Below are 26,353 nucleotides of genomic sequence, written 5' to 3'. Positions count from 1 at the left end.
TAAAAAAGGCCCTGGTTTGCGCCAGAGCCTTGTTCCTGAAGACGATGCCGGTGTCAGCGCGGCAGCTTCAGGTTGTTCCAGACAGCTAGGCTAGGCTCAGCCTGGTTCAGGGTATAGAAATGCAGCCCTGGTGCGCCGCCCTGCAACAAACGTTCACACATTTGCGTGATCACCTGTTCACCGAAACCCTGAATGCTCTGGGTATCGTCGCCGTAGGCTTCCAGCTGCTTGCGGATCCAGCGCGGGATTTCCGCACCGCAGGCATCGGAGAAGCGCGCCAGCTTGCTGTAGTTGGTGATCGGCATGATGCCCGGCACGATCGGGATGTCCACGCCCATGGCTCGTACACGCTCGACGAAGTAGAAGTAGCTGTCGGCGTTGAAGAAGTACTGGGTGATCGCACTGTCGGCGCCAGCGTTGGCCTTGCGCACGAAGTTGGTGAGATCGTCTTCGAAATTGCGCGCTTGCGGATGCATTTCCGGGTAGGCGGCGACTTCGATGTGGAAATGATTGCCGGTCTCTTCACGAATGAATTCAACCAGGTCATTGGCGTGGCGCATTTCGCCGCTGGCCATGCCCATGCCCGAAGGCAAGTCACCGCGCAGGGCGACGATGCGCTTGATGCCGGCAGCCTTGTACTCGCTCAGCAGGCCGCGCAGGTCGGCTTTGCTGTCACCCACGCAGGACAAGTGCGGCGCGGCAGGGATTTTGACTTCGCTTTCAAGCTGCAGCACGGTGTTGAGGGTGCGATCACGTGTCGAACCGCCAGCGCCATAGGTGCAGGAGAAAAAGTCGGGGTTGTAGCCGGCCAGCTGACGGGCAGTGGCGATGAGCTTTTCATGCCCAGCATCGGTCTTGGTCGGGAAGAACTCGAAGCTGTAGCGACGATCTTGGGACATGGGAATACCCTTGGAAACTCATAAGACGGACGCTGGCCCCCTGTAGGAGCGAGCTTGCTCGCGAAAAACATCAAGTCAACGCGTTTATCCAGACAGCACGCGTTATCGTTAACGTCCATCGCGAGCGAGCTCGCTCCTACACAGGAAGAGCCGGCCTATCAGTAGCGGTAAGCGTGCGGCTTGAACGGGCCTTCGACGGTCACGCCGATGTACTCGGCCTGTTGCTTGGTCAGTTGAGTGACCACGCCACCGAAGCCGCGAACCATTTCCAGGGCCACTTCTTCGTCGAGTTTCTTCGGCAGTACTTCAACGGTCAGGCGCTCGGCTTTCTGGGCTGGCGACAGGTCGGCGTACTTCTGGCCGAACAGGAAGATCTGGGCCAGTACCTGGTTGGCGAACGAACCGTCCATGATGCGGCTTGGGTGGCCAGTGGCGTTGCCCAGGTTAACCAGGCGACCTTCGGCCAGCAGGATCAGGTAGTCGTCGTTCTGTGGGTCGAAATCGCCAGCGCCGGTACGGTGGACCTTGTGAACCTGTGGCTTCACTTCTTCCCATGCCCAGTTCTTGCGCATGAAAGCGGTGTCGATTTCGTTGTCGAAGTGGCCGATGTTGCAGACAACGGCGCGCTTCTTCAGGGCCTTGAGCATGTTGGCATCGCAAACGTTGACGTTGCCGGTGGTGGTCACGATCAGGTCGATCTTGCCCAGCAGCGCTTTGTCGATGCTCGCTTCGGTGCCGGTGTTGATACCGTCGATGAACGGCGAAACCAGTTCGAAACCGTCCATGCAGGCTTGCATGGCGCAGATCGGGTCGACTTCGGAGACCTTGACGATCATGCCTTCCTGGCGCAGGGACTGGGCCGAACCCTTGCCCACGTCACCGTAGCCGATGACCAGCGCTTGCTTGCCGGACAGCAGGTGGTCGGTGCCACGCTTGATGGCGTCGTTCAGGCTGTGACGGCAGCCGTACTTGTTGTCGTTCTTGCTCTTGGTCACCGAGTCGTTGACGTTGATGGCCGGGATTTTCAGCTCGCCCTTGGCCAGCATGTCCAGCAGGCGGTGTACGCCAGTGGTGGTTTCTTCGGTCACGCCGTGGACGCGGTCCAGCACCTGCGGGTACTTCTTGTGCAGCAGCTCGGTCAGGTCGCCGCCGTCGTCGAGGATCATGTTGGCATCCCAAGGCGCGCCATCTTTCAGGATGGTTTGCTCCAGGCACCACTCGTACTCTTGCTCAGTCTCGCCTTTCCAGGCGAAAACCGGGATGCCGGCAGCGGCGATGGCGGCTGCAGCCTGGTCCTGGGTCGAGAAAATGTTGCAGGACGACCAGCGTACTTCGGCACCCAGGGCAACCAGGGTTTCGATCAGCACGGCGGTCTGAATGGTCATGTGGATGCAGCCAAGGATCTTCGCGCCCTTGAGCGGTTGCTCGGCGGAATACTTGTTGCGCAGACCCATCAGGGCTGGCATTTCGGATTCAGCGATGATGGTTTCGCGACGGCCCCAGGCAGCCAGGGACATGTCGGCGACTTTGTAGTCGTTAAAATCTGCAGGCGTGTTGACAGCGCTCATGAAGAGCCTCCATTCGTAAGTATGCGAATGGGCGCCGTTGTGCGTTTAAAGTCTGGCTACTCAAAGCCAGGCAACGCCCCATCCGAGCCTGACAGGTCGAACCTGCTGCAGCGCCCCTCGGACAGGTGGCGGGAAAACGGTAGCAATCGAAGATGACCGTTTTGAAACGGAGGCGATTATAGCGAGCCCCGCCGATCTTCCAAAGGGTTTCTGTCGCCCGGATGAAGATCTCTATCGCGACCATAGTCCAAGGCCCATGGAGCCTGACTGCCCGGTCTGCCATGATGACCGGCATCAATCGGCAAGACGGTCAGGAGCGAGCATGAATTTCCACACCCGCAAATGGGTAAAACCCGAAGACCTCAACCCCAACGGCACGCTGTTCGGCGGCAGTCTGTTGCGCTGGATCGATGAAGAAGCGGCGATCTATGCCATCGTGCAGCTGGGCAACCAGCGCGTAGTGACCAAGTACATTTCCGAAATCAACTTCGTCAGCGCCTCGCGCCAGGGCGACATCATCGAACTGGGCATCACCGCCACCGAGTTCGGCCGTACCTCGATCACCCTGACGTGCGAGGTGCGCAACAAGATCACCCGCAAAAGCATCCTCACCGTGGAGAAGATGGTCTTCGTCAACCTGGGTGAAGACGGCCTGCCCGCACCGCACGGCCGCACCGAGATCAAGTACGTCAAGGACCAGTTCCAGGATGACGCCGCGGTCGAATGAGGCGGTCATTGTGGCGAGGGAGCTTGCTCCCGTTGGGGCGCGTAGCGGCCCTGATACCTGCAATCGCGATGTGTCAGGCACAACGCATTGATCAATCTGCGACCGCTTCGCGGCCGAGCGGGAGCAAGCGCCCTCGCCACAGGGTTTTACTTCGCTGCACGGACCCGGCGAAAGGCTCAGCCGGGGACCGTTGCCGTCGCGGCGCGGCGACGTTGCAGGTAGATAAAGAACAGCGCCGTGAGTACGGTCAAGCCGCTGACCAGAGCGCCGGTCCACGGCAAGTCGGCCAGGTCGGCGCCGCTGGCCACCACTAGTCCGCCGATCCAGGCACCTGCCGCGTTACCGAGGTTGAAGGCGCTCTGGTTCAGGGTCGAGCCCAGGTTCGGCGCTTCATGGGCCTGGTCGATGATCAGCAGTTGCAGGATCGGGCACAACGCAAAGGCAAAGATCCCCCAGAGTACCAAGGTAATGGCCGCCGGGATGACCGAGTGGCTGGTCTGGCTGAAGGCGGCCAAGACAACGACCACCGCCAGGGCCATGCCCACCAGTGAAGGCAACAAGCGGCTGTCTGCCAGGCGTCCGCCGAGCATGCTGCCAGCGGTCAGGCCTACACCGAACAGCAACAGCATGACGGTGACGCCATGGGGGCTGACACCGGTGATGTCCTGCAGGATCGGCGCGATGTAGGTGAACACGCTGAACAGGCTGGTGGACGCCAGCACGCTCATGCCCAGCGCCAGCAGCACGTTGGCCTTGCCCAGCACTTTGAACTCACTGGCCAGGTTGGCCTTGTCCATGGCGATTGCCTTGGGTAACCAGAGCCATTGGGCGATGGCGGCAATCACGCCGATCACCGAGACCGCCCAGAAGGTCGAACGCCAGCCAGCGTACTGCCCCAGTGCCGTGCCCAGCGGCACACCAAGCACGTTGGCCAGGGTCAGGCCGGTGAACATCATCGCGATCGCCTGGGCCCGCTTGTTGGGGGCCACCAGCCCGGCGGCCACCACCGAACCGATGCCGAAGAACGCGCCATGACACAGTGCGGTGATCACCCGGGCAGCCATCAGCGTGCTGTAGTTCGGCGCCAGGGCGCAGAGGATGTTGCCGAGGATGAACATCAGCGTCATGCCCAGCAGCGTGGCTTTGCGCGGCATGTTGGCGGTGCCGACCGCGAGGATCGGTGCACCGAACACCACGCCCAGGGCATAGCCGGTGATCAGCAGCCCGGCGTCGGGAATGCTGACACCCAGGTCGCGGGCGACATCGGGCAGCAAGCCCATGATGACGAATTCAGTGGTGCCGATGCCGAAGGCGGCAACAGCCAAAGCAAGCAAGGCCAGTGGCATGCGCAAGGTCTCTGTCGTTAGTCTTGACGCTCTGATCAGGCAAACGCATGCCGGCCCCCCGATTCGGTGTCGAGTCGGGCAGCAGCGGAATTTTTTGGAATAAGTTATGTGCGCAAGTGAGTGCAGCGTGGTCGGTTGCAGTATAAACAGCTGCTGATCTATGGCGAATCAATTCTATCGAGCAAGGAGGCGACGTGCTGGCGACGGTTCTGGTTCTGGTGGCGGCGCTGTTGCACGCGGCCTGGAACACCCTGATCAAATTCAGTGCTGAGCGACTGTTGGTGGTGGCCTGCATGGACAGCGTGGCGATGCTCTTCGTCGCGCTGATGTTGCCATTCGTGAACCTGCCACCCCTGGCGATCTGGCCGTGGATCCTGGCCTCGGCGGCGTTCGAGTTGCTCTATCGCTATTTGCTGATCCAGGCCTACCGGGTGGGCGACCTGGGGTTGGTCTACCCGTTGATGCGCGGGTTGTCGCCGTTGGTGGTGCTGGCACTGACGCTGATCTTCGCCGGTGAAGTGCTGACCCCTCAACAAATCCTCGGGATTCTGTTGATCCCGTTCGGCATGCTCTGCCTGCTGTGGCAGGGCGGTGGTGGCGAGCGGCTGCCCTGGTCGATGCTGCCGGTGGTGGCGTTGATCGGCCTGTGCATCGGCTGCTACACCTTCATCGATGGCCAGGCGCTACGGCGCTGGTCGCATCCACTGGATTATCTGGTGTGGGTCACGCTGCTCAGTGCCTGGCCGTTCCCGCTGCTGGCGCTGGTGCGCAAGCGTCCTGCGTTCTTGCTGTTCTGGCGCGAGCAATGGCGGTTGGGGCTGGCGGTCGGATTCTGCGTGTTGTTCAGCTACGCTCTGGTGCTGTGGGCCATGCAGCTGGGGTCGATTGCCGAGGCGGCGGCACTGCGCGAGATCAGTGTGATCCTGGTGGTGCTGTTCGGCATGCGTTACCTGAAAGAGCCGTTCGGCAGGCCACGGCTGCTGGCCTGTGGGCTGGTGCTGATCGGTATGCTCGTGATGAAGTTCTGAGTGAACGATCATAAAACTTAAAAAAGGAACCCGTAATGACTGTTGCTCTGTGGTGCATTTTGATCGCGATTTTCCTGCCATACCTGTGTACTGGCATCGCCAAGATCGGGGGTGGGTACCGGCTTCGGGACAATCATGACCCGCGGTCCTTCCTGGAAACCCTGGACGGTTTCGCCAAACGGGCTCACTCGGCCCAGCTCAACAGTTTCGAAGTCACACCGGCATTTGCCGCCGCGGTCATCGTCGCTCATCTGGCCGGCAACGCGGAACTGGTGACCATCAACGTACTGTCGGTACTGTTCATCACCAGTCGCCTGCTGTACATCATTTGCTACCTGGCGGACTGGGCGATCCTGCGTTCGCTGGTGTGGTTTGTCGGCATGGGGCTGATCATCAGTTTCTTCTTCGTCTCGATCTAAAACGGCGCGCTGATGTAGTTGCCGTCGCTGCCGCGGCCTGTGTCTTCGAACGCAGGCGGCGGCAGGATGGCGGCTACTTACTTGGCGTCAGTCACTTGAGGCAACTGTGGCAACGCCACGCCTTTTGGCCACAGCATCCAGATCTGACCCTGCTGTTTCATGTCGCCGGCCAATTGCCCGGCGGCATCGCCCGTGCCCCAGAACAGGTCGGCCCGCACTTCGCCGGTAATCGCGCCGCCGGTATCCTGTGCGGCGACAGGCCGCACGAGCGGGGTGCCATCTGGCCGGGTGGTGGATAGCCACAACAGGCTGCCCAGCGGAATCACCTTGCGATCCACCGCCACGCTGTAGCCCGATGTCAGCGGCACATTCAGCGAGCCGCGCGGGCCTTCGTTGCTCTCCGGGTTGCGGGTGAAGAACACGTAGCTCGGGTTACTGCCCAGCAGTTCCGGGATGCGTGTCGGGTGGGCCTTGGCCCAGGCGCTGATGGCACCCATGGTCACGTCTTCTTTTTTCAACTCGCCCTGATCCACCAGCCAACGGCCGATAGGCCGGTACGGATGACCGTTCTGGTCGGCATAGGCAATGCGCAGTTGGCGGCCATCTTCGAGCTGAATGCGACCCGAGCCCTGGATCTGCAGGAACTGCAGGTCCATCGGGTCGGTCAACCAGGCCAGTGTTGGCGCCTTGACGCCTTGGGCGCCGATGGTCGCGGCATCGTCGTAGGGCTTGAGTACTCGCCCCTCCAGCCGGCCTCGCAGGCGCTTGCCCTTGAGTTCCGGGTAAATGCTGTCGAGGGAGACGATGATCATGTCTTCCGGTATGCCGTAAACCGGCACATTGGCCACTGGCGTTTGCGTCAGGCTGCCTGGATACACCGGTTCGTAGTAGCCGGTGATCAAGCCGTTGGCATTGCCGCCCGAGGAGCGCAAGCCATAGACCTGCAGGTGCTCCTTGAGGAAGGAGCGGATCGCCTCGGCGTTTTGCGGCACGTTGGCGGCTGCCGCGCAGGTCGCCCCCCAGACCGGGTCGGCCTTCAAGCGGGTGCAGGCGCTGCGCCATGAGCCGAAACCGGCCAGCAGGTCGTTATCGGACACCGCTGGCAAGGCGTCCCAGGTCGCGCTGGAATAGGTGGCGATGGCGTGGGTTTGTGGCTTGGTATGATCACCACCGTTGCAACCGGCAAGCAGGGCAATCATCGGGAAGGTCCAGAGCAGGCTTTTGCGCCAGGCCTTGTAACGGCTGTTCATGCAGTGCTTCCTGTGACGGCTGCCGGAGCGCTCAAGCACTCAGGCAACCCTTATTGTTAATAGGGCTATTGGTCTTTGCGAATGAGGCGAGGATACTGGCCGCCGATTTCCGAACCTTGAGCCACCATGACTCTCAAAAGACTTTCTGTTGTATTGCTGGCCTGCCTGGCGCTGTCCGCCTGTGGCGGTGTCGATCCGAACTCGCCGCTGGGTCAGCGCAAGGCGATCTTCAAGCAAATGCTCAAGACCGGCGAAGACCTGGGTGGCATGCTGCGTGGCCGCATCCCGTTCGACGGGCCTCGATTTGCCGAGGGTGCTGTGAAGCTCGACGCGTTGTCCCGCGAGCCGTGGAAGCATTTCCCGCAGGTTCGCGAAGAAGACCACACCAGCGCCAAGGATGAGGTCTGGCAAAAGCAGGCACGTTTCCAGGACATGGCCCGCACGCTTGAGGCCGCCACCGGTGAATTGGTGATCGCCAGCCAGGTGCAGCCCTACAAGGCCAGTAACCTGGGGCCTGCGATGCAGAAGGTCGAAGACGCCTGCAGTGCGTGCCATAAAGAGTTTCGTGATCACTGAGTCCAGAGTCTTCGCAGGTTGACGGTTCACGCTGATCTGCAGGCGCTGGCAAGCCGGCTCCTGCACCTGTGATCCGAATTACTTGTCCAGTTCTTCCAGCGCCTGCTGCAGTTCCTTGCGGGATTCGGCGAGTTTGTCTTTGCGTTTGTTGATCTTCTCCGGATCGCCTTTTTTCATCGCCTTGTCGAGGTCGGCCTGGCGTTGACTGACTTCGTGCTTGGCGTCCAGCACCTTGTTTTCGCGCTCTTTCTTCAGCGAAGCATCGGTGCAGTGCGCGGTCACTTCGCTCAGGGCTTTTTCCAGGCCGGCCAGTTGTTCGGCATTGCCCTGGGCCTTGGCCTGTTCAATCTGGGTGCTGATGGACTGGCGCTTGGCTGCGCAGCCAGTGAGTTCCGGTGTTTGCTCGGTAGCCATCAGGGGCGTGACGATGGCACTGCACAGGGCGAGCAGGGCTATCGGTGCAAGAAATTTCATAAAGGCTCCGTTTAAGAACGTGTTCAAGTCGGCGAGCAGATGGTCGATTGGAGCGCATCAATACCCGGTGGGTTCAACCGTTGCCGGACATCCGGGCCTCTAAAACCCGTCGATGCCGGCCGTGCGTAACTGTTCGCTCAATGCCTGTACCTGCGGGTCGCGAAAAAAGGCGCTCAATTGCGCCGCGCGCCCTGGGCCGATTCCGGTTTCGGCCTGCCATTGTCCGGTGTCTCGTTGTGCCAGGGACTGCCATGAGCCAGCAAGGCTCGCGTTGCCCGTCGGCGGCATGCCCAAGGCCTTCAGCCAGCGTGAAAAGGGCTGTTGTCGGGCACCTTGAAAACTGGTTGCCAGGCGGGCACCACTGCGCTCGCCGAAACCATCAATGGTAGCAAGCTCTTGAGCTTCAAGGGTCAACCAATCAAGTAACCCTTTGATACGGCCGGCATCGATCAGCTTTTCCCAGGTGCCGGCTCCCATATGCTGCAGCGCCAGGCCGTGCTTGCCACTGAGCCAGGTCAAGCGCGCGCGAAACTGGCTTTCGCATCCGGGTGTCGGTTGCCAGCAACTGAGGGGGTGGAAGTCTTCAGGGCGTGGCGCCAGCACTTCGGGCCGTTCGGTGCTGCGCCATACAACGTTGTCGAGCCGGGGGATGGTCAGGCCGGCAAGGCTGATGGCGACGTGATCGCCGGGGCGGATATCCAGGTGCTGCCAGCGTTGCAGCGAGCTGACGCTGACCCGTTTGACCCGCCGATCATCAAGGGTAATCGGCTCCAGTTCCAGTATCGGGGTGATGCGCCCGGTGCGGCCGACCGTGAAGTGAACCTTGCGCACCTGCGCCAACGCTTGGGCAACGGGGTATTTCCAGGCGATGGCCCAGTACGGCGATTTTGCTTGCCAGCGTTCGGCCGGCGGCCGCGACTGCTGACGCAGAACGATACCGTCGCTGGCGAAGGGCAGTGGTGTGCGATACCAGTGGTCACGCCAATGTTCGGCATCGGCGAAAGTCTTGATCGGCTGGGAGTAGGGCTCCGTGGTGGCGAAGCCCAGCTCGGTCAGTGCTGTCGCACGGGCTGGCAGGTTGCTCGGGCCTTGGGGCCAGTCCCAGGTGAACAGTCCGACCTTGTTGGCCTCCTCAAGACTCAGCGTCTTGCGGGCCATCAGCCCGGCCACGTTGCCACGGGCATTGAGGCTGCCCGCGGCGGCTTGTGCATGATCGGTCAGGCGCCAGTAGAGTTCGCCTTGCACCACCAGGTCGACAGGTTGCGTCAGTTGCTGGGGGATTGCATCGATCTTGCGTGCCGGGATCGTCCAGTCCTGGCCGTTGATGCCGTCGCCGCGACTGATTGCCTGTGCAAGTCGCCCTTTGCGATAAACCAGTGAGACGGCAACGCCATCGACTTTGGGTTGAACCCACACGTCATCGCGGGAGGCGAGCCAGTCCTGGACCGCCTGGCCATCGCTCAATTTATCCAGGCCGGTATGGGGGATGGGGTGGAGCACCGTTCCGCGAGCCGTGCTCAGTGGATTGACCGGTGTCGTGCCCGGGTTGAAGCAGGAGCGCCAGCTGTCGAGGCGGGCGCGGGACTGGTCGTAGAGCTCATCGGCAACCAGTGAACGCCCTTGTCGATGGTAGTTGTCATCCCAGTCGCTGATCTGCTGTTGCAGGGCGTTGATTTCCGCGTAGGCGCGCTTGGCTGGCCAGTCGGGGCAGGGGCTTGCGTTGACGTTCAGGCAAACAGTGGTCAGCCATGCGCCGATCGACAACAGGTGCACAGGTCGCATCATGAGCATCCTTGCTCTGGGGGGATGCTTGAAGGCTAGACCAGCCATTGCGCGGGCGCGCTCGGGAGCTTTGCAGTGTGTGTCCGGGCCAGTCATGCGCCCATGAAAAAGCCCCGCAGGGCGAGCCGTGCGGGGCTTTTGCTGTAGCCGGGAGGCTTACAGGCCGGCGGCGGAACGCAGGGCGTCGGCGCGGTCGGTTTTTTCCCAGGTGAAGGTGGTGAAGGTGTCTTCGCCCACAGTCTTGGTTTCCGGAGTACGACCGAAGTGGCCGTAAGCAGCGGTTTCCTGGTACATCGGGTGCAGCAGCTCGAGCATGGTGGTGATCGCGTATGGACGCAGGTCGAACACTTCGCGGACCAGTTTGATGATCTTGTCATCGCTGATCTTGCCGGTGCCGAAGGTGTTCAACGAGATCGAAGTCGGCTGAGCGACGCCGATGGCGTAGGAAACCTGAATCTCGCAACGCTCGGCCAGGCCGGCTGCCACGATGTTCTTGGCCACATAACGACCCGCGTAGGCGGCCGAACGGTCAACCTTCGATGGATCCTTGCCGGAGAACGCACCGCCACCGTGACGGGCCATGCCGCCGTAGGTGTCAACGATGATCTTGCGGCCGGTCAGGCCGCAGTCGCCCACCGGGCCACCAATGATGAACTGGCCGGTCGGGTTGATGTGGAACTGGGTGTCCTTGTGCAGCAGTTCGGCAGGCAGTACGTGCTTGACGATCAGCTCCATTACGCCTTCGCGCAGGTCCTTGTACGACACTTCCGGGTTGTGCTGGGTCGACAGAACGACGGCGTCGATACCCACCACCTTGCCGTTTTCATAGCGGCAGGTGACCTGGGACTTGGCGTCCGGACGCAACCAGGGCAGCAGGCCGGATTTACGGGCTTCGGCCTGGCGCTGCACCAGTTGGTGCGAGAAGGTGATCGGGGCTGGCATCAGCACGTCGGTTTCGTTGCTGGCGTAGCCGAACATCAGGCCCTGGTCGCCGGCACCCTGATCTTCAGGCTTGGCACGGTCGACGCCCTGGTTGATGTCGGGGGACTGCTTGCCGATGATGTTCATCACGCCGCAGGTCGCGCCGTCGAAACCGACGTCGGAGCTGTTGTAGCCGATGTCGGTGATGACGTCACGAACGATCTGCTCCAGGTCAACCCAGGCCGAGGTGGTGACTTCGCCGGCGATGATCGCCACGCCCGTTTTCACCAGAGTCTCGCACGCCACACGGGCGAACTTGTCTTCAGCAATGATGGCGTCCAGCACCGCATCAGAAATCTGGTCGGCGATTTTGTCCGGATGCCCTTCAGACACGGACTCGGAGGTGAAAAGGGAGTATTCGCTCATCTCGATGTTTTCCTGATATTTACCGATGGTGAGTGTCGCCAGCCGGTCGCTGAAAATGGCGGACCTGAATCTGGAAACCATTACGTAAGCCTACATAGAGGCTTTCCCCGGGAACGAGTCCCGCAGCGGTGGCCCAACGGGCCAGATCGTCCTGTTCAAATCCCAACCAAAGATCACCGCAGGCCTCCCTGGCCCAACTTTGGTTGTGACTGCATAACTCTGTCACTAACAGGCTACCGCCTGGTTGCAGCAAGCCGGCCATCTGCTTGAGCGCATCGGCGGGTGCGGCGAAATGGTGCAAGACCATGTTCAGTACAACGCAATCGGCCGCCAGGCTCACGCCATTTAATGCATCGGCCAATTGAAGGCTGACATTGGTCAGCGTTTCACGCTCGCAGACCTGACGCGCCAGTTCGAGCATGGCCGGGCTGTTGTCGAGGGCCGTGACCTGGGTGAAGCGTCGTGCAAGCTCCGGCAGAAAACTGCCGTCGCCGGGGCCGACTTCGATGGCGGTGGCCGCTTCGTTGAAACTCAGTTTGTCGAGCAATGCCAGTACGCTCTCGCGGTACTGTGGCAGGCCAGCGATCAAGTCTTGCTGGGCACGAAATTTTTCCGCAACCCGTGAGAAAAAGTCCTGGCTGGCGGCAGCCCGCTGCCCGTGGACCTGACTGATCCGCGATTGCACATCGCCGGGCAAGGTCAGGTTGTCCACTTCTTCAAGCAAGGCAGCGTGCAGCTTGCCTCCGAGCAACTCGGTGTGGGGCAGGGCGCGACGGTAGAAAATCGCGTTGCCTTCACGGCGGGTTGCCACCAGGTCGGCCTGGGCCAGCACCTTGAGGTGGTGGCTCATGCCCGATTGGCCGGTTGCAAAGATCTGCGCCAGTTCCAGTACGCCAAACGAGTCGTTGGCCAGGGCGCGCAATACATTCAGCCGCAACGGATCGCCGCCGGCCTTGCACAGGGCCGCCAGCTCGTCGCAATCGTCGTGGCGAATGGAAGGCACGCGTAAATTCATAAGGCTGGCAGTCTAGTCACGCGTCGAAAGCACCGCAAGGTCAATATCAAAAAGTTTTGATATTGCTCGATAGATGGCACTTCCCAGGCCGGACCTTACTCTACAAACGAAACGCGGAAAGGTTTCACCTGACCAATACGCAGATATCCACAGGAAAAACCTGCCATATCGACTATCTGTCATTGCCCCGAGGCTGTCCGCTGAGGGAAAATGCTCGCCTTTTTTCCGTTCCGTTTTATTCACTCTCGATTCAGAATCCGCAGGAGATCAGCGATGCCCAGCCGTCGTGAGCGTGCCAACGCCATTCGTGCACTCAGCATGGATGCCGTGCAAAAAGCCAACAGCGGCCATCCCGGTGCCCCTATGGGTATGGCGGATATCGCCGAAGTACTTTGGCGTGACTACCTCAAGCACAACCCGAGCAATCCATCCTTCGCCGACCGTGACCGCTTCGTGCTGTCCAACGGTCACGGCTCGATGTTGATCTACTCGCTGCTGCACCTGACTGGCTACGACCTGTCGATCGATGACCTGAAAAGCTTCCGCCAATTGCACAGCCGCACCCCGGGCCACCCGGAACTCGGCTACACCCCGGGCGTTGAAACCACCACTGGCCCACTGGGCCAGGGCCTGGCGAACGCGGTGGGCTTTGCCCTGGCCGAGAAAGTGCTGGCGGCACAGTTCAACCGTCCTGGCCACAACATTGTTGATCACCACACCTACGTGTTCCTGGGTGATGGCTGCATGATGGAAGGCATTTCCCACGAAGTCAGCTCCCTGGCCGGCACTTTGGGCCTGGGCAAGCTGATTGCCTTCTACGATGACAACGGCATCTCCATCGACGGCGAAGTCGAAGGCTGGTTCACCGATGACACCCCGAAGCGCTTCGAATCCTACAACTGGCTAGTGATCCGCAACGTTGACGGTCACGATCCCGAAGAGATCAAGATCGCCATCGAAACTGCACGCAAAAGCGAGCAACCGACGCTGATCTGCTGCAAGACCACCATCGGCTTCGGCTCGCCGAACAAGCAGGGCAAGGAAGACTGCCACGGCGCCCCACTGGGTGACGCGGAAATCGCCCTGACCCGCGCTGCACTGAAGTGGAATCACGGTCCGTTCGAAGTTCCGGCCGACATCTATGCCGAATGGGACGCCAAGGAAGCCGGTAGAGCTGCCGAAGCCGAGTGGGACCAGCGTTTTGCTGCCTACTCTGCCGAATTCCCTGAGCTGGCCAATGAACTGGTTCGTCGTCTGAGCGGTGATCTGCCGGCTGACTTCTCCGAAAAAGCCTCGGCCTATATCGCTGAAGTCGCTGCCAAAGGCGAAACCATCGCCAGCCGTAAAGCCAGCCAGAACGCCCTGAACGCGTTCGGTCCGATGCTGCCTGAGTTCCTCGGCGGCTCGGCTGACCTGGCCGGTTCCAACCTGACCCTGTGGAAAGGTTGCAAGGGCGTCACGGCTGAAGATGCCAGCGGCAACTACATGTACTACGGCGTGCGCGAGTTCGGCATGACCGCCATCATGAACGGCATTGCCCTGCACGGCGGCCTGGTGCCTTACGGCGCGACCTTCCTGATGTTCATGGAATACGCCCGCAACGCAGTGCGCATGTCCGCCCTGATGAAGCAGCGTGTGATCCACGTCTACACCCACGACTCCATCGGTCTGGGCGAAGACGGCCCGACGCACCAGCCAATCGAACAGTTGGCCAGCCTGCGCTGCACGCCGAACCTCGACACCTGGCGTCCAGCCGACGCGGTTGAGTCGGCAGTGGCCTGGAAGTGCGCCCTGGAGCGTAAAGACGGTCCTTCGGCCCTGATCTTCTCGCGTCAGAACCTGCAGCACCAAACCCGTGATGCGGTGCAGATCGAACTGATCAACCGCGGTGGCTACGTGCTCAAGGATTGCGCGGGCGAGCCTGAGCTGATCCTGATCGCTACCGGTTCGGAAGTCGGCCTGGCTGTTCAAGCCTTCGACAAACTGACCGAACAGGGCCGCAAGGTGCGCATGGTTTCCATGCCGTGCACCAGCGTGTTCGATGCCCAGGACGCGGGCTACAAGCAATCGGTCCTGCCGTTGCAGGTCAGCGCCCGTATCGCCATCGAGGCCGCCCACGCGGACTACTGGTACAAGTACGTGGGCCTGGAAGGCCGCGTCATCGGCATGACCACCTACGGCGAGTCGGCGCCTGCGCCAGCCTTGTTCGAAGAGTTCGGTTTCACCCTGGAAAACATCCTGGGTCAGGCTGAAGAGCTGCTGGAAGACTAAGCACGACGCGGTGGTTTCATGACCACCGCAATCCCCATGTAGGAGCGAGCGTGCTCGCGATGAACGTTAACGATAACGCGTGCTATCTGGATAATCGCGTTGCCCTCACGTTTTTCGCGAGCACGCTCGCTCCTACAGGGGGGTGTTGCACAAGAGAATTTCGTCTGGCTGCGTATTATCGAGAACCCCATGCCTCAACCGCGTCCCTACAAAGTTGCACTCAACGGCTACGGCCGGATTGGTCGTTGCGTCTTGCGTGCGTTGTTTGAGCGAGGCTCGGCGGCTGGGTTTGAAATTGTCGCGATCAACGATCTGGCCGACATGGCCAGCATCGAATACCTGACACGCTTCGACTCCACCCACGGCCGGTTCCCCGGCGAGGTGAAGGTCGATGGCGATTGTCTGCATATTAATGGCGACTGCGTGAAGGTCCTGCGCAGTGCCACCCCCGAAGGCATCGATTGGGCGTCGCTTGGTGTCGACCTGGTGCTCGAATGTTCCGGTGCCTACAACACCCGTGCCGATGGCCAGCGGTTTCTCGACGCCGGTGCGCCGCGAGTGCTGTTTTCCCAGCCGATGGCCAGCGAGGCGGATGTCGACGCCACTATCGTCTATGGCGTGAACCAGGATTGCCTGACCGGCGATGAGTTGCTGGTGTCCAACGCCTCCTGCACCACCAACTGCGGCGTGCCGCTGCTGCGCTTGCTGGATCAGGCCTTTGGCCTGGACTATGTGTCGATCACCACCATCCACTCGGCGATGAACGACCAGCCGGTGATCGATGCCTATCACCACGAAGACCTGCGCCGCACCCGTTCGGCGTTCCAGTCGGTGATCCCGGTGTCCACTGGTCTGGCGAGAGGCATCGAGCGCCTGTTGCCGGAACTTGCCGGACGAATTCAGGCCAAAGCCGTACGCGTGCCGACGGTCAATGTGTCTTGCCTGGACATCACCCTGCAGACCATGACCGACACTGACGCTAGCGAGGTCAACCGGATCCTGCGCGAGGCCGCCACCCGCGGTCCGCTCAAGGGCCTGCTGGCTTACACCGAGCTGCCTCACGCCAGCTGTGATTTTAACCATGACCCACATTCGGCGATCGTCGATGCCAGTCAGACCCGCGTTTCCGGCCCAAGGCTGGTGAACGTACTGGCCTGGTTCGACAACGAATGGGGTTTTGCCAACCGAATGCTGGATGTTGCAGAACACTATCTGCAAACAGCGATTAAACAACCTGCTCTCTAAATAGAGCTAACAGGAAGTGCGACCCATGACCGTGTTGAAGATGACCGACCTCGATCTGCAAGGTAAGCGCGTATTGATCCGCGAAGACCTCAACGTCCCAGTCAAGGACGGTGTAGTCACCAGCGATGCGCGTATCCTGGCTTCGCTGCCGACCATCAAGCTGGCCCTGGAAAAAGGCGCGGCCGTGATGGTCTGCTCGCACCTGGGCCGTCCGACCGAAGGCGAGTTCTCGGCCGAGAACAGCCTGGCGCCCGTCGCCGCTTACCTGAGCCGCGCCCTGGGCCGCGAAGTGCCGCTGGTAGCTGATTACCTGGGTGGTGTCGACGTGAAAGCGGGCGACATCGTGCTGTTCGAAAACGTGCGCTTCAACAAGGGCGAGAAAAAGAACGCCGACGAGCTGGCCCAACAATACGCCGCCCTGTGCGACGTGTTCGTGATGGACGCCTTCGGTACCGCTCACCGTGCCGAGGGTTCGACCCATGGCGTGGCCAAGTTCGCCAAAGTCGCCGCGGCGGGTCCGTTGCTGGCAGCCGAACTGGATGCACTGGGCAAGGCCCTGGGTGCCCCGGCACAGCCGATGGCCGCCATCGTTGCCGGCTCCAAGGTCTCGACCAAACTCGACGTGCTCAACAGCCTGAGCCAGATCTGCGACCAGCTGATCGTGGGCGGCGGTATCGCCAACACCTTCCTGGCCGCTGCCGGTCACCCGGTGGGCAAATCCCTGTACGAGCCGGACCTGCTGGACACCGCTCGCGCCATCGCCGCCAAAGTCAGCGTGCCGCTGCCGGTCGACGTAGTGGTTGCCAAGGAGTTCGCTGAAAGCGCCGTCGCGACCGTCAAGCTGATCGCTGACGTGGCTGAAGACGACATGATCCTGGACATCGGCCCACAAACCGCCGCGCAGTTCGCTGAGCTGCTGAAGTCGTCGAACACCATCCTCTGGAACGGTCCGGTCGGCGTGTTCGAATTCGACCAGTTCGGCAACGGCACCAAGGTCCTGGCCCAGGCCATCGCCGACAGTTCGGCGTTCTCCATTGCCGGTGGTGGCGACACCCTGGCGGCCATCGATAAATATGGCGTTGCCGAGCAAATCTCCTACATTTCTACCGGCGGCGGCGCATTCCTCGAGTTCGTCGAAGGCAAGGTGCTGCCCGCTGTTGAAGTCCTGGAAAGCCGGGCAAAAGCCTAAGGGCCACCTGTTGGCCAGGCAAAGGAGTGTGGACATGGTCAAGACGTTAGCGATATTGATCGCGGCGGGTGTACTGGCCGGCTGTGGGAGTAGTCCCACGGCCGCGCCGGAGCCGGGTGCCGGTGCGCCGGAAAAAGGCTGCTACCAGGCCGACTGGCAGGCGGAAACCAACCCCGTGCTCAACAAGCGTTCCGGGCCTGATGGCCTGGATAAATACGAGACGCACACACCCGCCAGGGAACAGGGTTGTCCTTGACGGGTCTGATTCAACAACGCCCAGTGCTGTCGGCGTATGCCGCCAGCCGAGGAAGATGGATGAAAGGCTTGATCGCCGTGGCGTGGCTGGCAGTACTTGCCGGTTGCGCCAATTTGAACCCGTTTGCGTCGTCTGCTTCTGCGCCATCGGACAGCTGGACCGACTGGGTCTGTGACAGTCAGGCACCCGTGCACTGGCGGTACACCGACACCACGCGCAGCGCCGTTGATGTACGGCTTGGCGATGATCAGGTTCACCGCTTGAAGCTCGACCCAGCGGGCTCTGGTTCGCTGTACAGCGACGACCAGTTGGCGTTTCACGTCAAAGGTGAGGAAGGCCTGGTGTACTGGGTCGCCACCAATGACCTGATCGGTCGCGGTTGTAAAGCGCAGTAACAGGATTGATCTGACTCACCGCGCTCCCACAGGAGTCCTGTGTAGCGCTTGAGATTGAAGCAGTACCGAATTCGCAGGCCGGGCTTTACCCCCGATCTGCAATAACTTGAATAGCAGCCGCTGCTACGGCAGGCTTGCACGATTAACGACCCTCAACCGGGAGAGACACACACAATGGCACTTATCAGCATGCGCCAGATGCTGGACCACGCAGCCGAATTCGGCTACGGCGTTCCAGCCTTCAACGTCAACAACCTTGAGCAGATGCGCGCCATCATGGAAGCCGCTGACAAGACTGACTCTCCGGTGATCGTCCAGGCTTCGGCCGGCGCCCGCAAGTACGCGGGTGCGCCATTCCTGCGCCACCTGATCCTGGCGGCGATCGAAGAATTCCCGCACATCCCGGTGTGCATGCACCAGGACCACGGCACCAGCCCTGACGTCTGCCAGCGCTCCATCCAGCTGGGCTTCAGCTCGGTGATGATGGACGGCTCCCTGGGTGAAGACGGCAAGACGCCGACCGACTACGACTACAACGTCCGTGTGACCCAGCAAACCGTCGCCCTGGCTCACGCCTGTGGCGTATCGGTCGAAGGCGAGCTGGGCTGCCTGGGTTCGCTGGAAACCGGCATGGCCGGTGAAGAAGACGGCATCGGCGCCGAAGGCGTTCTGGATCACAGCCAAATGCTGACCGACCCGGAAGAAGCGGCTGACTTCGTCAAGCGCACCCAGGTCGATGCCCTGGCCATCGCCATCGGCACCAGCCACGGCGCGTACAAGTTCACCAAGCCACCGACCGGCGACGTGCTGGCTATCGACCGCATCAAGGAAATCCACAAGCGCATCCCCAACACCCACCTGGTGATGCACGGTTCTTCCTCGGTTCCGCAAGAATGGCTGGCGATCATCAACCAGTACGGCGGCGACATCAAGGAAACCTACGGCGTGCCGGTTGAAGAAATCGTCGAAGGCATCAAGCACGGCGTGCGCAAGGTCAACATCGACACCGACCTGCGCCTGGCATCCACCGGCGCAATGCGTCGCCTGATGGCCACCAACCCGAGCGAATTCGACCCGCGTAAATTCTTCGGCGCCACCGTGACCGCCATGCGTGACGTGTGCATCGCGCGTTACGAAGCCTTCGGTACTGCCGGCAACGCTTCGAAGATCAAGCCGATCTCCCTGGAAGCGATGTACCAGCGTTACCTGAAAGGTGAGCTGAACGCCAAGGTCAACTAAGCCTTTAGCGTTAAGCCGTACTAACAAAAAAACGCCGAGAGGCGTTTTTTTGTTGGGATAAATTAAAAGTAGGCTGCGCGATAAAAGCTACCCAAAAGTCAGGGTAAATGGCGCCGCGGCTTGCGCAATGGCACTGACCACATGAGGTGCCCGTTCCCGATGCTGGGGATAACGCTCAAGCACCACTTCAAGCGCAGCAAGCAATCGCTGGATGCGCTCCTTGGGCTGCTCGACCTCGCAGGTGTGCGCAAACTCCAGTAATCCTTGCCGCGAGGCAAACATTGACTTGTTACCCGCCAGGTCCAGCGCCAAAACATCCTCTGGGATATAGGCCGTGGTATTGACGATGTCGTAGGCCGGTGCCAGGTGCGCATCGCGTTGCGTCGGCTCGGAATAGAGTAAACCGAAGTTCTTCAAATGAGCGTCGCCATTTCCGACAATGCAACTCAGGGCCACGCTGTCGAAGAGTTGATCAAGGGAAGACCGCTGATGTTTTGCCGGGCAGAACACACGAACCGCCTTGGCGATTGCTGCATAACTCTTGCTGTACTTCTGATCGGCCGAAAGCCCCATCAACGCCGCCATGTCCTCAAAACCAATCGGGTTGAGCTGGTCGTCGCGATCAAAGCGACGCATGACAAACAGCTTGGCATTATCGGAGAGGTAAAACGGCGGAACGGGAATGCCCGCCTCCTTTGCAATGGACATGCACAGGAACTCGTTGATCGCCAGGCCGGGAAATTCGTCTCGGCCACTTTTGATAATCAGGTCCGAGGTTTTAGACGTCATCCGTGGTAACCCGGTTTCCTGCCGTTCCGGCACCAGCACCTTGGGTTGTACACCTGAAATGCCTGCCCGGAGGATGTAGCGATCAAGAATGCCAGCGAAGATATCTTCCGTGCCGTCCCACGTCAGAATCTCGTCGAGTTTTTCTCCCGGAAAGTGTTGCTCCCCCAGCAAGGTGTCAACCGCATCAGAGCGCACCTGAACTCTGCCGATGGGCGAAGTGCTGCCGGAAAGTGCCAGTAGCAGCATCGGATCGACATTTACGGTTTTAGCCAGGCGATTGCGCAGTTGCTCCAGTACATAGCCTTCTGGCAGGTTCATCTGAAAAATAGGGTGCAGTTCACGCCGCCGAAACTCGTCAGGTCGTACGGGCATCGACAAACTGATTGCCATTCCGGGCAATGCATCTTCGTGATAACGGAAAGTGAAACCCTCGGCATGGGTGAGAATCCTGCCGCTATTCCCCTCTGGCGTACTGACTTTGAGGGAGGTCATTTTCATTCGAACAAATCCCCAAGCTCTTCCAGGGTCGGCATAACGGCCGGCACGACAGTGAGTTCACAATCCAGAGCGCCCAGGATGCGCGCATAGGCGATCATGCCGACGGAAAGGGTGCCCTTCTCTACAGCAATGACTTTGTGTCGTGTCAGCCCCGCGAGTTCGGCAAGCTGTACTTGCGTCAGGCCACGGTTCACACGTTTTTCGCGTAACTGGTTACCAAGGCGGGCGATCAGCAGAAAATAGTCCATGTTCTGTTACCGTGACATTTATAGCTGAATGTAACGTATACGAAACTCCATGGCGATAGCTTATGTTTGGGTGCGCTCAGGTTTGATCGTGATCAATGTCCAGCTTGCTGAACGTCACTTTCCCGCCTTCGCTGGTGTAGCCGGTGTTGTCCTGCACATAAACCCCGGCCTTGAAGTACAGCGGCTTGTTGCTCCAGGTGGCGCTGATCTGGGTATCCCATGAGTAGCCGGCGGCGCTGATGCCCAGGGCCCCGCCGGGGCTGAGATGGATCAGGTAGGAGAATTCCCGGTCGAGTTTGACCCCGGTGGCGATGGTGATCACCCGGCCCACATCGTCGTCCGGGCGCATACGCACCTTGGCCACGATGTTGCCGGTCGAGGTGCTGGTCTTGTACTGGTATTCGACCTTCACCATCGGCTTCTGGCTGTTGTAGGCGTGGATCTGGCCGATGACGAGCTTGCCCGAGCTCGGCACCTGGTTGACCGCAAGGGTGGCGCGTAGCGAGTTGTCGGCGTTGGGGTAGAGCCAGTTGTGCAGCGTACCGTTGCTGTAGGTTTCGCGCAGTTCAGTGCGGGGGTAGATCGCATTTTCGGTGCGCGAGCCGGTGACCGGTGTCCAGAAGAACAAGGTGCCGGTGTCGGAGTGGAAGTATTGATCCTTGTAACCGCTCACCAGTCGAGGGGTGTCGATGGTGGCCGGCGGGCTACCGACGGGAATGCTGAGGTTCCAGGTTGCGAGATCGATCATCGTCAAAGCGTCCATGAATGCGGTCGGAACGTACGTGCCAGAAGCTCTGGCCCGCACATTAGAGGGCGGTCTTTATAAGCGCTGAGGTGCGTTTTGTTAATGTCCGTCCGGCGGGTTATTGGCGTCAGTCGTCTGTCGACTGTCACCCTCATCGGGTTTTGTGGCCTGTAACAACGACCGTTAGTCGGGAGCCTGGAGTTTTGCCGAGTGATGGCGTATTGGTTTCTTCTGATTTGGTTGATCCCGGTCTAGAGTGAAACTTGTCCGGTTTTTCGGTATCCCGCTTGACGCCATAACAAGAGAAGCAGCATGGAATGCGCGCAACCCAAGCCCACTGAAGGCCGTCCGGTTCTATTGATCGTCGATGATTACCCTGAAAACCTGATCAGCATGCGTGCGTTGTTGCAGCGCCAGGATTGGCAGGTGATGACGGCGGCTTCCGGCTTCGAAGCCTTGAACCTGTTGCTTGAACACGAAGTCGATCTGGTGCTGCTGGATGTGCAGATGCCGGACATGGACGGATTTGAAGTCGCCCGCCTGATGCGCGGCAGCCAGCGAACGCACCTGACACCGATCATTTTCCTCACCGCCAACGAGCAGTCCCAGGACGCCGTGATCAAGGGCTATGCCAATGGAGCGGTGGATTACCTGTTCAAACCCTTCGACCCGCTAATTCTCAAACCCAAGGTACAGGCCCTGCTTGAGCATCAGCGCAACCGCCGAGCGCTGCAGCGCTTGAGTCAGGACCTGGAAGCGGCCCGGGCCTTCAATGCGTCGGTGCTGGAAAATGCCGCCGAAGGCATTCTGGTGGTGGGCGAAGAAGGCCTGATCCGCTTTGCCAACCCGGCCATCTCGCGCTTGCTCAACGCGACGGTGGCTGATTTGCAAGGTTCGGAGCTCGTCGACTTCCTGCAAAAACCGCACATCCCGGTGTGGAATGATTCAGACATCTACAGCGGTTACCGCCGGGGCGAAACGTGGCGCGTGCATGATGCGATCCTGCGCACGGCACCCGGCCAGCAGGTGCCGGTTGCGCTCTCCTGTGCGCCACTGCCGCCTGAGCAGAAAGCCATGGTGGTGACGGTGCTCGACATGTCGGTGGTGCGTCACCTGCACCAGCAACTGGAGTTCCAGGCGGTCACCGACCCATTGACCGGCTTGCTCAACCGACGCGGGTTCTACCAGGCCGTGGAAACCCTGCTGCCGCGCAGTGAGCGCTCCGGCAGCGCCTGGGTATTGTTGTACCTGGATCTGGACGGGTTCAAGCGGGTCAACGATTTGTTGGGGCATGACGCGGGTGATCGCGTGCTGCGCTGGGTTTCCGAGCAATTGAAGGCCTGCCTGCGGCCATTCGACATTCTGGCGCGGATGGGTGGGGATGAATTTACTGCGTTGCTCGACCTGGAGCTTCCCGAGCAAGCGGCGAAGATTGCGGAAAAGATCATTGAGCGGGTGTCGATCTGTCAGCAGATCGAGGGTATGGATATGGCGTTGGGGGTGAGCATCGGGATCGCCACTTATCCTGACTGTGGGGCCAGTCTCGACGGACTGTTGCGCGCTTCCGACATCGCCATGTACGAGGCCAAGCGAGCCGGGCGCCAGCAGTATCGGTTCTACGATCACGAAATGAACGGCCGGGCGCGGACACGCCTGATGCTTGAAGAAAGCGTGCGCACGGCCATCGAAAACAAGGATTTCAGCCTGGTCTATCAACCCCAGGTATCGATTGCCGACGGGCGAGTCCGCGGGTTCGAGGCGTTATTGCGCTGGCACCACCCCAGTGTCGGCGATGTGCCGCCGGGATTGTTTTTGCCGCTGCTGGAGGAAGCGCGATTGATCAGCCGCCTGGGCAGCTGGATTTACCATCGCAGCACCTGGCAGCGAAAAGCCTGGGAAACCCTGTTTGCCGACGACGTGGTGATTGCGGTCAGCCTGAGCAGCACCCAGTTCGGCATGCCCGGCCTCGCCACCGAACTGCGTCAGGTGCTGGCGCGTCACCAACTGCAACCGGGGCAGTTGGAAGTGGAAATCACCGAGGAGGCCTTGATGCAAAACCTCGATGAGTCGCACAAACAGGTGCGCCTGCTGCGTCACCTGGGGGTACGGGTCGCGCTGGACGATTTTGGTTCCGGGGCGTGTTCCCTGGCCCATTTGCGGGACTTGGCACTGGACACGCTGAAGCTTGACCGACACCTGGTCGCGCGCATTCTCGACTCTCCCCGGGACGCGGCACTGGCTCAAAGCGTGATTGGGTTGTGCAAGCAATTCGGGGTTCTGGTGATCGCCGAAGGGGTGGAGACCGTTGCACAGTATCAGTGGCTGGAGGCCAACGGCTGCCAGTACGTGCAGGGTTTCCTGGTGGCCCGGCCGCTGATGGCCGAGGACGTCGCGGGCTTTGTACGGCCGTTTGACTGGAGCGCGCTGACGGCCTGAATTCGCTACACTGGCGCTCTTTCGCCACTCTGTTGTTGCCCCATGACCGCGCTCAAATACCTCCAGGCTTACCCTGCCACACTCCAAGCACAGGTGCGTCAGTTGATCGATGAGGATCGACTGGGTGGGTACCTGAGCCAGCGTTACCCGGACAAGCACGCGATACAGAGCGACAAGGCGTTGTACAACTATGCCCTGGAGCTGAAACAGGAATACCTGCGCAATGCCCCGTCGATCGACAAGGTGCTGTTCGATAACCGCCTGGACCTGACTCACCGTGCACTCGGCCTGCACACGGCGATCTCCCGGGTACAGGGTGGCAAGCTCAAGGCCAAGAAAGAAATCCGCATCGCTTCCTTGTTCAAGGATGCCGCCCCACAATTCCTGAAGATGATCGTGGTCCACGAACTGGCGCATTTCAAGGAGTCCGACCACAACAAGGCCTTCTACAAACTGTGCGAGCACATGCTGCCGGGTTATCACCAGCTGGAGTTTGATTTGCGGGTTTACCTGACGTGGCGGGACATGCAGTAACTATCGCAACAAGGAGTGTCTGGATGGACGTGAGCAAGACCAAGAGCAGCTTCTACCGCCGCTTGTACGTGGCCTACCTGATCGACAGCGGGCTGGCCAGCAGTGTCCCGGCGCTGACCGAGGTGACGGGCATGCCCCGGCGCACCGCCCAGGATACGATCGCGGCGCTGGCGGACCTGGACATCCTTTGCGAGTTCGAGCAGGAGGAGGGCGCACGCAACCATGCCGGGTGCTATCGGATTCGTGAGTGGGGGGCGATTGATCCGCGCTGGATCGAGCAGCATCTGCGGCAGATCAAGGCAGTGTTGGGATATCCCTGAATACAGGCCCGTCTTTTATGGTGAAGGAGCCGCCTTCCTCGCCACAGCAATGCTGTTGAGTTAAGAAAAGTTTGAAGTGAGTGAGGGCCCCGTGGCGAGGGAGCTTGCTCCCGCTGGGTTGCGCAGCAGCCCTAAAAAGACAAACGCGTCAGGCCTGTAGAAACGCGTTTGCCGGACTTGCGACCGCTTCGCGGTCGAGCGGGAGCAAGCTCCCTCGCCACGGGGATGTGTTGAGCAAGCCTATCCTTGGCTGACCAGTATTGCCCCCACTAAAGGGCCATGCCTGACCTAAGAACGACGCATGCCGATATGTGGAATGTCGTCTTCCAGGTACTCCACGCCCGACACGACAAAGCCGTAGCGGCCGTAGTAGTCCTGCAAATGGGCCTGGGCCGACAGGAAGATCGGTGTGTCGGGCCAATGCTTTTCGGCTTGTTTGAGCGCTTGCTCCATCAACTCATGGCCCAGGCCCTGGCCTCGTGCATCGGCGGCAATCACCACGCGCCCGATGACCACGTCACCACCCTGTGAGGTCGGGTCGAGCAAGCGCAGGTAGGCCACCAGCCGGTCACCGTCCCAGGCCATCAAGTGGCAGGTGTCACTCTCCAGATCCTGTCCGTCCACTTCCTGATAGGCGCATTTCTGTTCAACGACAAACACCTGTGTGCGCAGTTGCAAGATGGCATAGAGTTGCTCTTTGCCCAGATCGCTGTGGTGTTTGCAGACCCAATCGACTGTCATTTTCCCGTCCTGTGAAAAGCCTGTTTCCGATACTAAGCGTCTCGGCGCAGGATGTCTTGCTTGCATGAAAATCTGTGACAAAGGCCAAAATGCCATCATTCATCTCTCGCGGCCCCGTGATCTTTGTGTAATCTGGATTGGCGCGTTTTTCAGTGGCGATGATGAGCTACTGTTAAAGGCCGGGGTTGTGGCCGCCACGCCGCATACGGGTTATCGAGTTCGGCTAAAAACACGCTGGGCTGTACGCCCGCTAAGGATTTTTTGGCATGCCGCGATTGCATCGAGCCTTTGCCTTGATTGGGTTGCTGTTCCTGAGCCAGGGCGCCACAGCGGAAAAATTACGCCTGGTGGCTGACGCATGGCCGCCTTTCACCGACATCGCACTGGTCAATGGCGGGCTGGCAACCGACATCGTCAGTACCGCCCTGGCACGGGCTGGTTATGCCAGTGAGTTCGAGCAGGTGCCGTGGGCCAGGGCGATGCTGGGGGTGGGCGACGGTCGCTACGACGTACTGGTCAATGCCTGGTACAACGAGGAACGCACCCAGATGGGGCAGTTCTCCGGCGAATACCTGCTCAACCGGATTCGTTTCATCAAGCGCAAAGACACACCCATCGAATACAACAACCTTCAGCAGTTGCACACTTATCCGATTGCCGTGGTTCGCGGGTATGCCTACTCACCCCAATTCGACGCTGACGCGGCGCTGCAAAAAGTACCGGTGCACAATTTCCCCATGGCGGTGCGCATGCTCGCCGCCGATCGCGTGAAGCTGGCGCTGGAGGATGAGTACGTCGCTCGCTACTTCCTGGCGCGCGAATCACCCAAGGTGCGTAATGCCGTGGAGTTCTTGCCGCGGGCCTTGAGCGAAAACAGCCTGCATATCCTGGTCAGCCTGAAAAACCCCGATCATGCGCGGATCGTCGCGGGGTTCGACCGTGAAATCGCCGGGATGAAGGCGGATGGCAGCTATGACCGATTGCTCAGGCAGCATGGGATGTAAGTTCGATAGCTA

General features: G+C 60.3%; 26 protein-coding genes and 1 riboswitch. Of the genes, 14 read left to right on the top strand and 12 right to left on the bottom strand.

What is annotated here, in order from left to right; genetic code table 11:
- Positions 1 to 53 precede the first annotated feature (53 nt).
- The gene (gene metF, locus CKW25_RS18865) at positions 54 to 899 is read right to left on the bottom strand and encodes a methylenetetrahydrofolate reductase [NAD(P)H] (protein ID WP_095081480.1); all 846 of its coding nucleotides are present in this window, start codon (positions 897 to 899) and stop codon (positions 54 to 56) included.
- 158 nt (positions 900 to 1,057) lie between these two features.
- Positions 1,058 to 2,467 (bottom strand): adenosylhomocysteinase, encoded by a 1,410-nt coding sequence (ahcY, locus tag CKW25_RS18860; protein WP_095081479.1) that lies wholly within the window; start codon positions 2,465 to 2,467, stop codon positions 1,058 to 1,060.
- A 22-nt stretch (positions 2,468 to 2,489) separates the two neighbouring features.
- A riboswitch (S-adenosyl-L-homocysteine riboswitch) is annotated at positions 2,490 to 2,592 on the bottom strand.
- A gap of 197 nt (positions 2,593 to 2,789) precedes the next feature.
- Between ahcY and CKW25_RS18855 the strand changes: the two genes are divergently transcribed.
- The gene (locus CKW25_RS18855; protein ID WP_020295316.1) at positions 2,790 to 3,194 is read left to right on the top strand and encodes an acyl-CoA thioesterase; all 405 of its coding nucleotides are present in this window, start codon (positions 2,790 to 2,792) and stop codon (positions 3,192 to 3,194) included.
- A gap of 176 nt (positions 3,195 to 3,370) precedes the next feature.
- Here the strand turns inward: CKW25_RS18855 and CKW25_RS18850 are convergent, their stop codons facing one another.
- Positions 3,371 to 4,540 carry an MFS transporter gene (locus CKW25_RS18850; RefSeq protein ID WP_095081478.1) on the bottom strand — a complete coding sequence of 390 codons (1,170 nt, stop codon included), beginning with the start codon at positions 4,538 to 4,540 and terminating at the stop codon, positions 3,371 to 3,373.
- Positions 4,541 to 4,734: 194 nt separating this feature from the next.
- Between CKW25_RS18850 and CKW25_RS18845 the strand changes: the two genes are divergently transcribed.
- Both CKW25_RS18845 and CKW25_RS18840 read left to right on the top strand, forming a co-directional pair.
- Positions 4,735 to 5,568, top strand: a complete 834-nt coding sequence (locus tag CKW25_RS18845) for an EamA family transporter (protein WP_095081477.1) — start codon at positions 4,735 to 4,737, stop codon at positions 5,566 to 5,568.
- Between the two features lie 35 nt (positions 5,569 to 5,603).
- Positions 5,604 to 5,987, top strand: a complete 384-nt coding sequence (locus CKW25_RS18840; protein WP_095081475.1) for an MAPEG family protein — start codon at positions 5,604 to 5,606, stop codon at positions 5,985 to 5,987.
- A gap of 77 nt (positions 5,988 to 6,064) precedes the next feature.
- Here CKW25_RS18840 and CKW25_RS18835 read toward each other — a convergent pair whose 3' ends face one another.
- Entirely contained in the window at positions 6,065 to 7,237 is a 1,173-nt protein-coding gene (locus tag CKW25_RS18835; protein WP_095081473.1) for a murein transglycosylase A, read from the bottom strand.
- A 126-nt stretch (positions 7,238 to 7,363) separates the two neighbouring features.
- Between CKW25_RS18835 and CKW25_RS18830 the strand changes: the two genes are divergently transcribed.
- A complete protein-coding gene (locus CKW25_RS18830; protein ID WP_095081472.1) occupies positions 7,364 to 7,813 on the top strand; it encodes a cytochrome c in 450 nt (149 codons plus the stop codon).
- Positions 7,814 to 7,891: 78 nt separating this feature from the next.
- On the opposite strand, the gene CKW25_RS18825 is transcribed toward CKW25_RS18830, so the two are convergent.
- The 4 genes from CKW25_RS18825 to CKW25_RS18810 form a co-directional block, all read right to left on the bottom strand.
- A complete protein-coding gene (locus CKW25_RS18825; protein WP_095081471.1) occupies positions 7,892 to 8,287 on the bottom strand; it encodes a DUF1090 domain-containing protein in 396 nt (131 codons plus the stop codon).
- 99 nt (positions 8,288 to 8,386) lie between these two features.
- Positions 8,387 to 10,069 carry an NAD-dependent DNA ligase LigB gene (gene ligB / locus CKW25_RS18820; RefSeq protein WP_095081469.1) on the bottom strand — a complete coding sequence of 561 codons (1,683 nt, stop codon included), beginning with the start codon at positions 10,067 to 10,069 and terminating at the stop codon, positions 8,387 to 8,389.
- A gap of 156 nt (positions 10,070 to 10,225) precedes the next feature.
- Positions 10,226 to 11,416 carry a methionine adenosyltransferase gene (gene metK, locus CKW25_RS18815; RefSeq protein WP_095081468.1) on the bottom strand — a complete coding sequence of 397 codons (1,191 nt, stop codon included), beginning with the start codon at positions 11,414 to 11,416 and terminating at the stop codon, positions 10,226 to 10,228.
- Between the two features lie 19 nt (positions 11,417 to 11,435).
- Complete coding sequence (locus CKW25_RS18810; protein WP_095081467.1) at positions 11,436 to 12,431, bottom strand: metalloregulator ArsR/SmtB family transcription factor; 996 nt, start codon at positions 12,429 to 12,431, stop codon at positions 11,436 to 11,438.
- Positions 12,432 to 12,704: 273 nt separating this feature from the next.
- Here CKW25_RS18810 and tkt point away from each other — a divergent pair, with 273 nt between their 5' ends.
- The 6 genes from tkt to fba all read left to right on the top strand — a co-directional run bounded on the left by tkt (position 12,705) and on the right by fba (position 19,026).
- On the top strand, positions 12,705 to 14,702 hold the full coding sequence (gene tkt / locus CKW25_RS18805) for a transketolase (RefSeq protein WP_095081465.1): 1,998 nt from the start codon (positions 12,705 to 12,707) through the stop codon (positions 14,700 to 14,702).
- Between the two features lie 189 nt (positions 14,703 to 14,891).
- Positions 14,892 to 15,947, top strand: coding sequence for an erythrose-4-phosphate dehydrogenase (epd, locus tag CKW25_RS18800; RefSeq protein WP_095081464.1), 1,056 nt, complete (start codon positions 14,892 to 14,894; stop codon positions 15,945 to 15,947).
- A 25-nt stretch (positions 15,948 to 15,972) separates the two neighbouring features.
- On the top strand, positions 15,973 to 17,136 hold the full coding sequence (locus tag CKW25_RS18795) for a phosphoglycerate kinase (RefSeq protein WP_095081462.1): 1,164 nt from the start codon (positions 15,973 to 15,975) through the stop codon (positions 17,134 to 17,136).
- A gap of 34 nt (positions 17,137 to 17,170) precedes the next feature.
- Positions 17,171 to 17,392 carry a hypothetical protein gene (locus CKW25_RS18790; RefSeq protein WP_095081461.1) on the top strand — a complete coding sequence of 74 codons (222 nt, stop codon included), beginning with the start codon at positions 17,171 to 17,173 and terminating at the stop codon, positions 17,390 to 17,392.
- 59 nt (positions 17,393 to 17,451) lie between these two features.
- Positions 17,452 to 17,787: an MliC family protein gene (locus CKW25_RS18785; protein ID WP_095081460.1), complete on the top strand. Its 336-nt coding sequence runs from the start codon at positions 17,452 to 17,454 to the stop codon at positions 17,785 to 17,787.
- 174 nt (positions 17,788 to 17,961) lie between these two features.
- Positions 17,962 to 19,026: a class II fructose-bisphosphate aldolase gene (gene fba / locus CKW25_RS18780; protein WP_027617054.1), complete on the top strand. Its 1,065-nt coding sequence runs from the start codon at positions 17,962 to 17,964 to the stop codon at positions 19,024 to 19,026.
- Between the two features lie 87 nt (positions 19,027 to 19,113).
- On the opposite strand, the gene CKW25_RS18775 is transcribed toward fba, so the two are convergent.
- The 3 genes from CKW25_RS18775 to CKW25_RS18765 form a co-directional block, all read right to left on the bottom strand.
- On the bottom strand, positions 19,114 to 20,313 hold the full coding sequence (locus CKW25_RS18775; protein ID WP_095081459.1) for a type II toxin-antitoxin system HipA family toxin: 1,200 nt from the start codon (positions 20,311 to 20,313) through the stop codon (positions 19,114 to 19,116).
- On the bottom strand, positions 20,310 to 20,561 hold the full coding sequence (locus CKW25_RS18770; RefSeq protein WP_095081458.1) for a helix-turn-helix transcriptional regulator: 252 nt from the start codon (positions 20,559 to 20,561) through the stop codon (positions 20,310 to 20,312). The genes CKW25_RS18775 and CKW25_RS18770 overlap by 4 nt, the downstream gene beginning before the upstream one ends.
- Positions 20,562 to 20,637: 76 nt before the next feature.
- A complete protein-coding gene (locus tag CKW25_RS18765) occupies positions 20,638 to 21,309 on the bottom strand; it encodes a polysaccharide lyase family 7 protein (RefSeq protein WP_095081457.1) in 672 nt (223 codons plus the stop codon).
- Positions 21,310 to 21,618: 309 nt separating this feature from the next.
- Between CKW25_RS18765 and CKW25_RS18760 the strand changes: the two genes are divergently transcribed.
- From CKW25_RS18760 to CKW25_RS18750, 3 genes are read left to right on the top strand one after another with little or no spacing between them, the layout of a single operon-like run.
- A complete protein-coding gene (locus tag CKW25_RS18760) occupies positions 21,619 to 23,742 on the top strand; it encodes a bifunctional diguanylate cyclase/phosphodiesterase (protein ID WP_095081455.1) in 2,124 nt (707 codons plus the stop codon).
- 42 nt (positions 23,743 to 23,784) lie between these two features.
- The gene (locus CKW25_RS18755; protein ID WP_095081454.1) at positions 23,785 to 24,276 is read left to right on the top strand and encodes a M48 family metallopeptidase; all 492 of its coding nucleotides are present in this window, start codon (positions 23,785 to 23,787) and stop codon (positions 24,274 to 24,276) included.
- Positions 24,277 to 24,299: 23 nt separating this feature from the next.
- Entirely contained in the window at positions 24,300 to 24,596 is a 297-nt protein-coding gene (locus CKW25_RS18750; RefSeq protein WP_095081453.1) for a helix-turn-helix domain-containing protein, read from the top strand.
- A gap of 288 nt (positions 24,597 to 24,884) precedes the next feature.
- Here the strand turns inward: CKW25_RS18750 and CKW25_RS18745 are convergent, their stop codons facing one another.
- Positions 24,885 to 25,337, bottom strand: a complete 453-nt coding sequence (locus CKW25_RS18745) for a GNAT family N-acetyltransferase (protein WP_095081452.1) — start codon at positions 25,335 to 25,337, stop codon at positions 24,885 to 24,887.
- Between the two features lie 266 nt (positions 25,338 to 25,603).
- On the opposite strand from CKW25_RS18745, the gene CKW25_RS18740 reads away from it, so the two are divergent.
- The gene (locus tag CKW25_RS18740; RefSeq protein ID WP_095081450.1) at positions 25,604 to 26,341 is read left to right on the top strand and encodes an ABC transporter substrate-binding protein; all 738 of its coding nucleotides are present in this window, start codon (positions 25,604 to 25,606) and stop codon (positions 26,339 to 26,341) included.
- Positions 26,342 to 26,353: the final 12 nt, after the last annotated feature.

Source organism: Pseudomonas sp. Irchel s3h17 (assembly GCF_900187505.1).
GTDB lineage: Bacteria > Pseudomonadota > Gammaproteobacteria > Pseudomonadales > Pseudomonadaceae > Aquipseudomonas.
Note: the sequence above shows the minus strand (reverse complement) of the source record. Positions and strands in the feature narration are given on the sequence as shown.